Source organism: Enterobacter sp. MG-EB028, assembly GCF_056673305.1.
In genome coordinates this window covers 439,937-452,941 of sequence record NZ_CP195079.1, presented here as the reverse complement: position 1 = coordinate 452,941, position 13,005 = coordinate 439,937, and the positions used below count along the sequence as shown (strand labels likewise).

Below are 13,005 nucleotides of genomic sequence, written 5' to 3'. Positions count from 1 at the left end.
GAGGGTCAGGGTGAGGGGAGAATTACTCCGCCTGCTTTTTCTTGGCCGCGCGCTTCGCTTTGGTGGCGGCAGCAATTTTCTGCGTTTTCGCGGAAGGCTTTTTCGCTGAACGGGCTTCTTTCTTCGCCGCCTTCGGCTTCTGTTTCTTCTCGCCGCGGAACGCGCTGTCCGGCTCGAAGTTTACCTTTTTACCTGCCTGGCGACGTTTACCGCTCGCTTTACCGTTGCCGCCCTTTTTCGCCCTTTCACGCTCGGTTTTACCGACGTTACGCGGCGCGCGCTCGCTGGAGATCAGGCTGAAGTCGATTTTACGGTCGTCCATATTCACGGCTTCAACCTTCACTTCCACACGGTCGCCCAGACGATAGGTCTGGCCTCCAGATTCGCCAATCAGGCGCTGGCCGACCTGGTCGAAGCGGTAGTAGTCGTTATCCAGGCTGGAGACGTGCACCAGGCCGTCGATAAACAGCTCATCCAGACGAACGAAGAAACCAAAGCCGGTAACGCTGGCAATCACGCCTTTAAAGACATTGCCCACCTGGTCCAGCATAAAGTCACACTTCAGCCAGTCCGCTACGTCACGCGTGGCTTCATCAGCACGGCGTTCGGTCATGGAACAGTGCTGGCCCAGCTGCAGCATCTCTTCCATCGAATAGTGATACCCGCCGGTTTCGGTGGTGTTCCCTTTATGACCCTGCTCCTGCGCCAGCAGATACTTGATCGCACGGTGCAGGGACAGGTCAGGATAGCGGCGGATCGGCGAGGTAAAGTGCGCGTAAGACTGCAGCGCCAGGCCGAAGTGCCCCCGGTTTTCCGGATCGTAAATAGCCTGCTTCATAGAGCGCAGCAGCATCGTCTGCAGCATTTCTGCGTCAGGACGGTCGCCAATGGACTCCAGCAGCTCGGCGTAATCACGCGGCTCTGGCTTGTTACCGCCAGGCAGCTCCAGACCCAGTTCAGCCAGCACGGAGCGGAACGCGGTGATGGCTTCCGTCGACGGCTTATCGTGGATACGGAACAGCGCAGGCTCTTTGGCTTTCTCAACAAATCTCGCCGCCGAGATGTTCGCCAGAATCATACACTCTTCGATCAGCTTGTGCGCATCGTTACGCTGGGTCTGCTCGATACGCTCAATGCGGCGTTCCGCATTGAAGATAAACTTCGCTTCTTCGCTCTCAAAGGAGATCCCGCCGCGCTCTTCGCGCGCCTGATCCAGCGTTTTGTAGAGGTTATGCAGCTCTTCGATGTGCTTAACCAGCGGCGCGTACTGCTCGCGAAGATCCTGGTCGCCCTGCAGCATATGCCAGACCTTGGTATAGGTCAGACGCGCGTGCGAGCTCATCACCGCTTCGTAGAATTTGTAGCCCGTTAAGCGCCCTTTGGTGGAGATAGTCATCTCGCAAACCATACATAGGCGGTCAACCTGCGGGTTCAGGGAACACAGGCCGTTTGAGAGCACTTCCGGCAGCATCGGTACAACCTGAGACGGGAAGTAGACCGACGTACCGCGGCTGCGCGCTTCGTTATCCAGCGGCGTGTGCGGACGAACGTAGTAGCTTACGTCAGCAATCGCCACCCACAGACGCCAGCCGCCGCCGCGTTTTTTCTCGCAGTAGACGGCGTCATCGAAGTCGCGGGCATCTTCACCATCAATGGTGACCAGCGGCAGGGAGCGCAGATCCACACGGCCCGCTTTGGACTCTTCCGGCACTTCTTCACGCAGGTTTTCAATCTGCTCCTCGACCGCTTTCGGCCAGACGTACGGGATCTCATGCGTGCGCAGCGCCATATCGACGGCCATGCCGGTGCCCATGTTATCGCCCAGCACTTCGACGATTTTCCCGACCGCTTTGGTGCGACGGGTTGGGCGCTGGGTAAGTTCCACCACCACCACAAAGCCCATGCGCGCGCCCATCACCTCTTCAGGTGGGATCAGAATATCGAAGCTCAGACGGCTGTCGTCCGGCACAACAAAACCCACGCCCGCATCGGTAAAGTAGCGGCCCACAATCTGGCTGGTTTTCGGCACCAGCACGCGAACCACGCGCGCCTCGCGGCGGCCTTTACGGTCGGCACCCAGCGGCTGCGCCAGGATCTGGTCGCCGTGGATACACATTTTCATCTGTTCGGATGAGAGATACAGATCGTCTTTACGGCCTTCCACTCGCAGGAAGCCAAAGCCGTCACGGTGACCAATCACGGTGCCTTTCAGCAGGTCGAGGCGTTCAGGCAGCGCGTAGCACTGGCGGCGGGTAAAGACCAACTGCCCGTCGCGCTCCATGGCGCGCAGGCGGCGGCGAAGGGCTTCAATTTGCTCTTCACCTTCAATATTTAATTCAACGGCAAGTTCTTCACGATTGGCGGGTTTTTCGCGTTTTGTTAAGTGTTCAATGATGAACTCGCGGCTGGGAATAGGATTCGCGTATTTTTCGGCTTCGCGTTCCTGGAAAGGATCTTGTGACATGTCGGTTCCTCCGTTGTCAGCTCCGGTGGAAATTTTCTTCATTCCACCAGCAATAATTTATAAAGCGGTTGATTCTCTTCAACCAAATCGGCCAGCGTGTAGTTATCCAGTTCCTTGAGAAAACTTTGCACGGCCTTAGAAAGCGCCTGTTTCAGGCGGCAAGCGGGCGTAATGTGGCAGAACTCGCTGCTGCAGTTCACCAGAGACAAGGGCTCCAGCTCGCGTACCACATCCCCGATACGAATACTCTGTGCCGGTTTACCAAGACGGATCCCTCCATTCTTCCCGCGGACGGCAGCAACGTATCCGGCACGGCTAAGTTGATTGATTATTTTGACCATATGATTACGGGATACACCGTATACCTCTGTCACTTCAGAGATACTGGTCATCTTCCCTTCGGGTAACGACGCCATGTAAATCAGCGCGCGTAAGCCGTAATCGGTGAAACTTGTTAACTGCACATCAACCTCAGGAAAAAGGGAAAACGCGGTCAAACCGCTGAGATATTCATTAATGATGATAAACCAGCCAGATAGTTAGGGGCTAATTTATTTGACAGACGGGGCGAAAAAGCGGAGATCCAGGAGCGGTCGCCGGTTGGCGCTACGCTTATCCGGCCTGCGGGTCTCCCCGCAGGCCAGCAGTCACGAAGATTATGCGTCGAACGGGTCGCGCAGAATCATCGTTTCAGTACGATCCGGGCCGGTAGAAATAATATCGATCGGCACTTCGGTCAGTTCTTCGATGCGCTTGATGTAATCCAGCGCCGCCTGCGGCAGGCCGCTACGCTCTTTCACACCGAAGGTGGTCTCAGACCAGCCCGGCATGGTTTCGTAGATTGGCTCGATGCCTTCCCAGTCATCAGCGGCCAGCGGAGTGGTGGTCACTTCACGGCCATCTGGCATACGGTAGCCTACGCAGATTTTCACTTCTTTGAGGCCGTCCAACACGTCCAGCTTGGTCAGGCAGAAGCCAGACAAGGAGTTGATCTGCACTGCACGACGCACTGCAACCGCATCCAGCCAGCCGGTACGACGACGACGACCGGTAGTCGCGCCAAACTCGTTACCCTGCTTGCACAGGAACTCGCCGGTTTCATCAAACAGTTCGGTCGGGAATGGACCCGCACCCACGCGAGTGGAGTACGCTTTGATGATGCCCAGAACGTAATCCACATAACGTGGACCCAGGCCAGAGCCGGTCGCCACGCCACCCGCAGTGGTGTTAGAAGAGGTTACGTACGGATAGGTACCGTGGTCGATGTCCAGCAGCGTACCCTGCGCACCTTCGAACATGACGAAATCGCCACGCTTGCGCGCCTGGTCCAGCAGATCGGATACATCAACAACCATACCGGTCAGAATGTCTGCAATCGCCATGACGTCATCCAGCACTTTCTGGTAGTCAACAGCGTCAGCTTTGTAGAAGTTCACCAGCTGGAAGTTGTGATATTCCATCACTTCTTTCAGTTTTTCAGCGAAGGTCGCTTTGTCGAAGAGGTCGCCCACGCGCAGACCGCGACGTGCAACTTTATCTTCGTAAGCCGGGCCGATACCACGACCGGTGGTGCCGATTGCTTTCGCGCCGCGCGCTTTTTCACGCGCTACGTCCAGCGCCACGTGATAGTCCAGGATCAGCGGGCAGGCTTCGGAGAGCAGCAGACGCTCACGAACAGGGATACCACGGTCTTCCAGACCTTTCATCTCTTTCATCAGCGCAGCAGGAGACAGCACAACGCCGTTACCGATGATGCTGGTGACGTTATCGCGAAGAATGCCTGATGGAATAAGATGGAGGACGGTTTTTTCACCGTTGATTACGAGAGTATGGCCTGCGTTGTGACCGCCCTGGTAGCGTACAACATATTTAGCCCGTTCAGTCAGAAGATCAACAATCTTCCCTTTACCTTCGTCACCCCATTGGGTGCCCAGTACGACGACGTTGTTACCCATTTTTTTCAAAATCACCGTTTGCTTAAAAATGGATTCTACCATCGCTTTTTCAGATATACAGCACTTTTTGACCCTAAAATATGCCAACTGCGGCTAGTTTTTGATCAGCCAATCGTTTTCCTCAACATGTAGTAGATAACGATACCGGCAACCACAAGACCGCCGCCGAAACGACGCAAGATATTATCCGGCAGCTGGCTCATGGTCGCGATCATACGACGCCATGCGCGCGGATAGAGCATCGGACCGAGGCCTTCCAGCACCAGAACCAGGGCCAGCGCAAGCCAGATCGTTGAATTCATTTTTCATCCTTATAAAAGAAAACCACCGCTCCGTTGGGAGCGGTGGTTTGAATACTCAAACGAGCTGAGTTTATCGCGTTGCGTTGGTCGGCGTCTTCATATAACGGAAGAAATCGCTGTCCGGGCTGAGCACCATCACATCCTGGTTGCTCTTGAAGCTATTCTCGTACGCGCGCAGGCTACGGATAAAGGCGTAGAAGTCTGGATCCTGGCTGAAGGCATCGGCGAACAGCTTCGCGGCTTCCGCATCGCCTTCACCGCGCAGGATACGGCCCTGACGCTCAGATTCCGCCAGCGTCTTGGTCACTTCATAGTCCGCTGCCGCACGCAGTTTTTCGGCCTCTTCCTGGCCCTGTGAACGGTGACGACGGGCTACCGCTTCACGCTCGGCGCGCATACGGTTGTAGATCGCCTCGGACACTTCAGCTGGCAGGTTGATCTGCTTGATACGCACGTCAACCACTTCGATACCCAGCGCTGCCATACTGTTCGGGTTGATCACCGGAACTTTACCGTTGGTTTCAGCCTGAACGCGTTCAGCGGCTTTAGCAATCGCGTCATCCGCTGCTGGCGTTTCCACTTCGTCTTCCGTGCCCGCAGTACCGGAGTTCAGCGCATCGCGTACTTCCAGCGTCAGACGACCACGGGAATCGGTCACGATGTCTTTCACATCCAGACGACCAATCTCAGAACGCAGACGGTCAGAGAACTTACGTTTCAGCAGCACTTCCGCCTGAGAAACGTCACCACCGCCCGTTGCCAGGAAGTAGCGGCTGAAATCGCTGATGCGCCATTTGATATAAGAATCAACGATCAGGTCTTTCTTCTCTTTGGTCACGAAACGGTCAGCCTGGTTATCCATGGTCTGGATACGCGCATCCAGCGTTTTCACTGACTGAATAAACGGCACCTTGAAGTGCAGACCCGGCTCGTAAATCACCGGACGTTTGTCACTGTCACGCACGACGCTGCTGAACTGGAATTTGATCCCACGCTCGCCCTCTTTCACCACAAAGATCGAGGTATACAGCACGACCAGTACGATGACGACGATCGCAATAACTGACTTACGCATCCTTATTCCCCCTGACGCTGGTAGTCGTTACGCTGCGCGTTAGCACGGCGTTGGTCCATAATGTCACCATCGTTCGAAGAAGGCGTTGTGTTCGCGCTGGAGCTGCCTGATGAGGCTGGCGGCAGACGCAGCAGGTTGTTTGCTCCGCTGGTGTCTTTCGCTGCCGGCGCAGAACCGCCTTTCAGCATCTGATCCAGCGGCAGAACCATCAGGTTTCCACCTTTACTGTCGTTAACCAACACTTTGCGGGTGTGGCTCAGCACTTTTTCCATGGTCTCGATATACAGACGCTCGCGGGTAATTTCCGGCGCGGCTTTGTATTCCGGCAGGATGCGCGCAAAACGAGCCACTTCACCCTGAGCTTCCAGGATGGTCTGGGTCTTATACGCACGCGCCTCTTCCAGAATACGCTGCGCCTGACCGTTAGCACGCGGCTGCACTTCGTTGGTGTACGCTTCTGCTTCGCGAATGTACTGCTGTTCGTTTTCACGGGCGGCAATCGCATCATCAAACGCGGCCTTCACCTCTTCCGGCGGACGCGCAGCCTGGAAGTTGACGTCCAGCAGGGTGATACCCATGTTGTAAGGACGAATCGTCTCCTCCAGCTCGCGCTGGGTATCGCTACGAATAACGGTACGACCTTCGGTCAGGATGCGGTCCATCGTGTATTTGCCGATTACACCACGCAGGGCGCTGTCGGTCGCCTGACGCAGGCTGTCATCGGCGCTGGTCACGCTAAACAGATAACGCTCAGGATCGGTCACGCGGTACTGCACGTTCATCTCGACGCGCACCACGTTTTCGTCAGAGGTCAGCATCACGCCGGAGGCGGCCAGTTCACGGACGGACTCCACGTTGACTGCAGTAACGTCGTCAATGAAGGTCGGTTTCCAGTTCAGGCCCGGCTCAACCAGATGGCTGAACTTACCGAAACGGGTGACCACGCCGCGTTCTGCTTCTTTAATGGTGTAGAATCCGCTGGCTGCCCAGACGATCACCAGCCCGGCAGCAACGATGCCCACCAGGCGGCCACCTAATTGCGGGCGCGGTCCCTGGCTGGAACTGCCACCCGAGCCTGAACCTTTTCCTCCGCCAAGGCCACCAAGCTTTTTGCTCAGCTTGCGGAAGATATCATCCAGATCCGGCGGCCCCTGCTCGCGACCACCTTTGTTGCCATTTCCCCCAGAGTTGCCGCCTTGATTATTGCTGCTTCCCCACGGGTCGCGGTCTTGTCCGTTATTACCGGGCTGATTCCACGCCATGTATATGCTCCATATTTGTTATGCAAGGGCGAATTTTTCAGGCTTCCCCTTTCTGATCAGACGATATAGTCCGCCAGCGCAGGTTCTTGTTTACAGAGGCGACGCCAGTCAACGATCGGCATACGCACCTGCATCCCCACGCTGCCGTCATCCTCCATCCACTCTTTTTCTATCGCCTGAAGCTGATAAAACCGGCTGCGCAGCCTGCCTTCCTGTGGCGGCAGTCGCAGCGTGTGCTGAGCTACCTCACCGGAAAGACGTTCTGTCAAAGCCTGGAAAAGCAGTGGCACACCAATACCGGCCTGAGCAGAAAGCCAGACCCGAATCGGTTTGTTCTCTTCATCTCGGTCGATACGCGGTTCGAAATCCTCCAGCATATCGATCTTATTCATCACCAACAGCGTGGGAATTTCGTGGGCGTCAATTTCTTCCAGCACCACGTTCACCGCGTCGATGTTCTCCTGCACGCGTACGTCAGCCGCATCAATCACGTGCAGCAGCAGGGTCGCCTGACGCGTCTCCTGCAACGTCGCCTTAAACGCCGCCACCAGATCGTGCGGCAGATGGCGGATAAACCCTACGGTATCCGCCAGCACTGTTTCACCCACGTCTGCAACGTCAATGCGGCGCAGCGTCGGGTCCAGGGTCGCAAACAGCTGGTCTGCGGCATACACCTGGGCCTCGGTTATCTGGTTAAACAGGGTGGATTTACCGGCGTTGGTATAGCCCACCAGCGACACCGTTGGGATGTCGGCTTTGGTTCGCGCCCGACGCCCCTGTTCACGCTGTTTCTCTACACGTTCCAGACGTGAGAGGATCTGGGTAATACGGCCACGCAGCAAACGGCGGTCGGTTTCGAGCTGGGTTTCACCCGGACCGCGCAAACCAATCCCGCCTTTTTGTCTTTCAAGGTGGGTCCAGCCACGCACCAGACGCGTCGCCAGATGGCGCAACTGCGCCAGCTCAACCTGCAGTTTCCCCTCGTGGGTTCGGGCACGCTGAGCAAAAATATCTAAAATCAATCCCGTGCGATCGATAACACGGCATTCGCAGAGAGCTTCCAGGTTGCGCTCCTGGGCTGGAGACAGCGCATGATCAAACAACACGACTGACGCGCCGGTTGCTTTTACGGCATCCGCAATTTCTACTGCTTTACCTTCACCAACAAAATACTTTGGGTGCGGCGCTTTACGGCTACCGGTAATCACCTGCATTGCTTCGACACCGGCGGAAGAGACCAGAGATTCAAACTCCTGGAGGTCTTCCATATCTTTGTCTTGCGAAAAATAGATGTGTACCAGCACCGCCTGCTCACCGGCATCATAACGGTCAAACAAGCGTAAACCTCTCTAAAAAGATCAGCGGGGAACGCAGGATCCCTGGCTCCCCGTGTGGATAACAGCTGAAACCTTATTCGGTCTCGTCGCTGTCCTGCGCTGGCGTTGAAGAACCCTGCGCGTTGCTGCCGTGATGGTAGTTACTGCCTGTGCCGCCGCCAGCGTTATTGCTGTGATGAGAGACCGGACGGGACGGAACAACAGTAGAGATAGCGTGCTTGTAGACCATCTGGCTGACCGTGTTTTTCAACAGGATCACGAACTGATCGAAAGACTCAATCTGACCTTGCAGCTTAATACCATTCACCAAATAAATAGAAACTGGAACACGTTCCCGACGCAATGCGTTCAGGAACGGATCTTGTAAAGATTGCCCCTTAGCCATTCTATCTTTTCCTTATATGCTTGTTTTGTACTTAGAACCTTGCGATTCTGAAAAATTGCGCACGATACGTCTCAATTGTACACATTCAGTGGGCGATATCACCAACAACCTCAATCACCTCGTTTAACGCCTGTTGCGGTTTTTCACTGTCTAACCAGTGAACTCCCTCCCAACCGCGCAACCAGGTGATCTGGCGCTTCGCTAACTGTCTCGTGGCGCAAACACCTCGATAAACCATTTCATCGTATGAAATCTCACCTTCAAGATACGACCACATCTGGCGGTATCCCACACAACGAACGGAAGGCATATCCGTATGCAAATCTCCACGGGCAAATAGCGCCCGCACTTCTGCTTCAAAATCTGAAGCCAACATCTGATGAAAACGCTGCTCAATTCGTTGATGGAGCAGTTCACGGCTCGCCGGGGCGATGGCGAACTGATGCACCTGATACGGCAGAGCGTCTCCTGACGTTTGCGTCAGTTCCGTTAAAGTTTTACCCGAAATGAAAAAAACTTCCAGTGCCCGGGAAAGCCTTTGCGGATCATTTGGATGGATCCGCGCTGCCGCAACCGGGTCAACCTCCGCCAGTTGCTTATGCAATACGTCCCATCCCTGCTCTGCCGCCTGCTGCTCAATCTTTGCTCTCACCTCAGGGTCCGCGGAAGGTAAAGGAGACAACCCTTCAAGCAGCGCCTTGAAGTAGAGCATGGTTCCGCCAACCAACAGCGGTATACGCCCCGCGGCGGTGATCTCGGCCATCTCGGCTAAGGCATCCCGGCGGAAATCCGCTGCTGAGTAAGCCTCTGCCGGGTCGAGAATATCCAGCAAACGGTGCGGTGCCGCACGCAGTTCATCTGCGCCGGGCTTCGCCGTGCCGATGTCCATCCCTCGATAGATGAGGGCGGAATCAACGCTAATCAACTCTACAGGCAAAACTTTACGTAACTCAATGGCTAACGCCGTTTTGCCCGAGGCCGTTGGGCCCATTAAAAAAATTGCCTTTGGCAGGCTCGCCTTACTTACGTCAGTCATGTTTCAGGGCGGTCATCGCCGTTTTTAAATCAACAGGTTGTAATAACCCACCCGGCGGCGCTTTCACCAGCTGTGGGCAGAGGCGTTCCACCTCCGCAAGCACGGTAATCGCCTGCGCCATACTCCACGGTGAATGTTCGCTGGCCAGATGGCGGGCGATCCACTGCGCGGTGTTGGCAGCCTCAAACGATGTCTGCTGCGCCAGGTAGCCTATCAGTTCAGGAATCAAGTTTTGTAAATTTTGTTGGCGTAAGGGTAAAGGCACTGCGCGAATTGTCACATGTTGTGGTTCAAGCACAATTTCAATGCCCATTTGCGCCAGCTGGGCCTCTGCACGCTGCAATACCCTTGTTTCTTCATGGGATATTTTCAGGCGAACCGGGATTAACAGCGGCTGCGCACAGGCCACATTTTCCCCCGGCGTCAGCTGCGCCTGCTTGAGCCAGCGTTCGGCAACCGGCAGCGCCAGAAGCAACAGTTTGCCGTCGCGCTCAAGCAGCGCCATATCCGGTGCGATAATCGTCAGCACCCGGCCAAAACTCTGGCTATGGCCTTCAAGGGAAGGTGTCGCCACCGCAACGTGTTCTTTGCGCTCGACAGCCGGCGTTTCCAGCAGTTTACGGTACAGCGCCCCCTGCTGCTTTTGATAGCCGGACTGAGCGTTCGGGTAGTTCGCGCCCGTCGGACGCGGTGCGGCCCCTGCTGAGGAGAAACGCGGGGCGTCCGGTTCACGCGCGACGGCAGGCTCCGCAAAATGGTTGCGACCCGCAGCGACACGATTTTCCGGAATGGGGCGCGGTGCGGAGTCTTCTTTTTCCAGCGGCAGTGTGGGTTCAAGCTGCTGTTGCAGTACGCTCAGCACGCCCTGGTAGATAAAATCATGTACCAGACGCGACTGATGGAACCGCACCTCATGCTTGGCAGGATGGACGTTGACATCCACCTGATGCGGGTCGATCTCCAGATAAAGTACAAAGGCAGGTTGCTGATCTGCCCCGAGCTTATCTTCGCAGGCCTGGCGAATGGCGTGGTTAATGAGGCGGTCGCGCATCATACGGCCGTTAACGTAGCAATACTGAATTTCAGAGAACGCCGCGCTGCTGGCATGCGGATCGGCCACCCAGCCACGTAAAGCCAGATCGCCGTGCTGCCACTCGATAGCCAGCGCCTGTTCCAGGAACGGCGTCCCGCAGATAGCCCCTAAACGTCGCTCTTTCTGCCCACCTTCAGCCACCGCGCGGTACTGGCGCATTACCTTGCCGTTATGGCTGAGGTTGATGGTGACGTCGAAACGGGCGAGCGCAATTCGGCGGATGATCTCGTCGATATGGCCGAACTCGGTTTTTTCGGTACGCATAAACTTGCGGCGGGCGGGAGTGTTGTAGAACAGATCCAGAACTTCCAGCGTGGTACCGACAGGGTGCGCCGCGGGTTTGACCGTCACGTCCATATCCCGCCCTTCAGCGTAGGCCTGCCAGGCTTCCTGCTGTTCAGCGGTGCGGGAGGTCAGCGTTAAACGAGAAACCGAACTGATACTGGCCAGCGCTTCGCCGCGAAAACCGAGGCTGATAATCGCTTCCAGGTCATCCAGAGAGGCAATTTTACTGGTGGCATGACGCGCCAGCGCCAGCGCCAGCTCCTCTTTTTTGATCCCGCAGCCGTTGTCGCGAATGCGGATAAGCTTCGCGCCGCCGCGTTCAATATCAATATCAATGCGGGTTGCGCCCGCATCGAGGCTGTTTTCCACCAGCTCTTTCACTACCGACGCAGGGCGTTCCACCACCTCACCGGCGGCGATTTGGTTCGCGAGCTGCGGCGGCAGAACCTGAATCGGCATGAATTCTCCTTAATTTGTGGCGGTCAACTCACCCGGCTGCGCGGCGCTGGCCGTCTGGGCTGCCCCGCCCTGCGGCGCGGACTGCAGAGGATGCGCCTCAAAATATTTACGTAAACCGTTGTATATCGCTTCGGCAATTTGCTGCTGGTAGCTGTCGCTGCCCAGCAGGCGCTCTTCGCTGTTATTGCTGATAAAGCCCGTCTCCACCAAAATTGACGGAATATCCGGCGAACGCAGAACGCCCAGGCTCGCATGTTCCGGGCGACGCTTATGCAATGCTCCGATGCCCTGCAGCTGATTCAATACGTTAGTGGCGACATCATACCCGACGCGCTGAGAATGACCGAACTGTAAATCCAGCACCGCCTGGCTGAGATACGGGTCAGACTGGCTGTTAGCCAGCACATCACCCGCGCCGCCTAACAGTTCAGACTGTTTCTCATGCTCTTCCAGCCAGTTTGCCATTTCGCTGTTCGCCCGACGGTTCGACAGGACCCATACCGAGGCGCCCGTCGCGTTACGGTTCGGTGCGGCATCCGCGTGAATGGAGACCAGGAAATTGGCGTTTTGCTTACGCGCCACGTCTGAGCGGCCCATCACAGAGATAAAATAGTCGCCGTCGCGCGTCAGTACGCCTTTAAACATCGGATCGTCGTTTAACAACGTCCGCAGCTTGCGGGCCACTGCAATAGTGACATTTTTCTCTCGCGTGCCGCCCGGGCCAATCGCACCAGGGTCCTGACCACCGTGCCCGGCATCAATGGCGATAATCACTTTATCACCGCTGACCGCACGCCGCGCGCTGGACGCCGGACGCGTTACCGTATTGCTGCTGGTTGCCGCGGTGATGCGATCGTTCTGAGATTTAAACGGATTACGCGCAGGTTCCGATGGGCGCGGCGTATAGACCGGCTCTTCCACGCGTTTCGCGACAACCGGTGGCGGCGGAGGCGGCGGAACATCGGCATTGATGGTGAAGACCACCGTATAGTTCGCCCCGTTTTGCTGCTTCACCGCCTTCGTTTTACCCTTTTCGGTCAGATCGACCACCAGACGCAGCGACTGGCTGTCCTGCGGGGTACCCGAACGGATACTTTTCACCAGGTTGTTACCGCTGAACCGCAGCGGTAACCCCTGGATCACGCCAGTCTGTTTGATATCCAGCGCCACGCTGCGGCTGTCTGGCTGTGAAAACGCATATTCAGGGTCACCCATAAAGCTGAACGTGATCCGGGCCTGGCTTTCGCCGTTTGACACCTGAATATCCGAAAGGCTTGCCGCCCCGGCCTGCGCGCACAGCAGCACCGTCGCAGCCAACACCCAACCTTTAACGCGACTAATCATCCCGTCAT

The 13,005-nt window shown here is 56.3% G+C and carries 11 protein-coding genes; all 11 read right to left on the bottom strand.

Going from position 1 to position 13,005, the window contains the following annotated elements; genetic code table 11:
• Positions 1 to 22: 22 nt before the first annotated feature.
• Positions 23 to 2,464, bottom strand: a complete 2,442-nt coding sequence (gene rnr / locus ACR42C_RS02065; RefSeq protein ID WP_163330671.1) for a ribonuclease R — start codon at positions 2,462 to 2,464, stop codon at positions 23 to 25.
• 38 nt (positions 2,465 to 2,502) lie between these two features.
• The gene (gene nsrR, locus ACR42C_RS02060; protein WP_061099476.1) at positions 2,503 to 2,928 is read right to left on the bottom strand and encodes a nitric oxide-sensing transcriptional repressor NsrR; all 426 of its coding nucleotides are present in this window, start codon (positions 2,926 to 2,928) and stop codon (positions 2,503 to 2,505) included.
• Positions 2,929 to 3,120: 192 nt separating this feature from the next.
• Entirely contained in the window at positions 3,121 to 4,419 is a 1,299-nt protein-coding gene (locus ACR42C_RS02055; RefSeq protein ID WP_024907332.1) for an adenylosuccinate synthase, read from the bottom strand.
• Between the two features lie 104 nt (positions 4,420 to 4,523).
• Positions 4,524 to 4,721 carry a DUF2065 domain-containing protein gene (locus tag ACR42C_RS02050; protein WP_003855996.1) on the bottom strand — a complete coding sequence of 66 codons (198 nt, stop codon included), beginning with the start codon at positions 4,719 to 4,721 and terminating at the stop codon, positions 4,524 to 4,526.
• 70 nt (positions 4,722 to 4,791) lie between these two features.
• Positions 4,792 to 5,796, bottom strand: a complete 1,005-nt coding sequence (gene hflC / locus ACR42C_RS02045) for a protease modulator HflC (protein WP_061099477.1) — start codon at positions 5,794 to 5,796, stop codon at positions 4,792 to 4,794.
• 2 nt (positions 5,797 to 5,798) lie between these two features.
• Positions 5,799 to 7,058, bottom strand: a complete 1,260-nt coding sequence (hflK, locus tag ACR42C_RS02040) for an FtsH protease activity modulator HflK (RefSeq protein ID WP_028015254.1) — start codon at positions 7,056 to 7,058, stop codon at positions 5,799 to 5,801.
• A gap of 56 nt (positions 7,059 to 7,114) precedes the next feature.
• Positions 7,115 to 8,395, bottom strand: a complete 1,281-nt coding sequence (gene hflX / locus ACR42C_RS02035) for a ribosome rescue GTPase HflX (RefSeq protein WP_023331851.1) — start codon at positions 8,393 to 8,395, stop codon at positions 7,115 to 7,117.
• Between the two features lie 73 nt (positions 8,396 to 8,468).
• On the bottom strand, positions 8,469 to 8,780 hold the full coding sequence (hfq, locus tag ACR42C_RS02030; RefSeq protein ID WP_008502919.1) for an RNA chaperone Hfq: 312 nt from the start codon (positions 8,778 to 8,780) through the stop codon (positions 8,469 to 8,471).
• Between the two features lie 85 nt (positions 8,781 to 8,865).
• Positions 8,866 to 9,816, bottom strand: coding sequence for a tRNA (adenosine(37)-N6)-dimethylallyltransferase MiaA (miaA, locus tag ACR42C_RS02025; protein ID WP_116343615.1), 951 nt, complete (start codon positions 9,814 to 9,816; stop codon positions 8,866 to 8,868).
• Positions 9,809 to 11,653: a DNA mismatch repair endonuclease MutL gene (gene mutL, locus ACR42C_RS02020; protein WP_479984686.1), complete on the bottom strand. Its 1,845-nt coding sequence runs from the start codon at positions 11,651 to 11,653 to the stop codon at positions 9,809 to 9,811. The genes miaA and mutL overlap by 8 nt, the downstream gene beginning before the upstream one ends.
• Positions 11,654 to 11,662: 9 nt before the next feature.
• Entirely contained in the window at positions 11,663 to 12,997 is a 1,335-nt protein-coding gene (gene amiB / locus ACR42C_RS02015; protein ID WP_116343617.1) for an N-acetylmuramoyl-L-alanine amidase AmiB, read from the bottom strand.
• Positions 12,998 to 13,005 lie beyond the last annotated feature (8 nt).

What these genes read in the sequence shown, in the direction of transcription:
- hflC (WP_061099477.1), bottom strand. Translation starts at nt 5,796, where the DNA reads ATGCGTAAGTCAGTTATTGCGATCGTCGTCATCGTACTGGTCGTGCTG.
- ACR42C_RS02050 (WP_003855996.1), bottom strand. Translation starts at nt 4,721, where the DNA reads ATGAATTCAACGATCTGGCTTGCGCTGGCCCTGGTTCTGGTGCTGGAA.
- hflK (WP_028015254.1), bottom strand. Translation starts at nt 7,058, where the DNA reads ATGGCGTGGAATCAGCCCGGTAATAACGGACAAGACCGCGACCCGTGG.
- rnr (WP_163330671.1), bottom strand. Translation starts at nt 2,464, where the DNA reads ATGTCACAAGATCCTTTCCAGGAACGCGAAGCCGAAAAATACGCGAAT.
- mutL (WP_479984686.1), bottom strand. Translation starts at nt 11,653, where the DNA reads ATGCCGATTCAGGTTCTGCCGCCGCAGCTCGCGAACCAAATCGCCGCC.
- miaA (WP_116343615.1), bottom strand. Translation starts at nt 9,816, where the DNA reads ATGACTGACGTAAGTAAGGCGAGCCTGCCAAAGGCAATTTTTTTAATG.
- hfq (WP_008502919.1), bottom strand. Translation starts at nt 8,780, where the DNA reads ATGGCTAAGGGGCAATCTTTACAAGATCCGTTCCTGAACGCATTGCGT.
- ACR42C_RS02055 (WP_024907332.1), bottom strand. Translation starts at nt 4,419, where the DNA reads ATGGGTAACAACGTCGTCGTACTGGGCACCCAATGGGGTGACGAAGGT.
- amiB (WP_116343617.1), bottom strand. Translation starts at nt 12,997, where the DNA reads ATGATTAGTCGCGTTAAAGGTTGGGTGTTGGCTGCGACGGTGCTGCTG.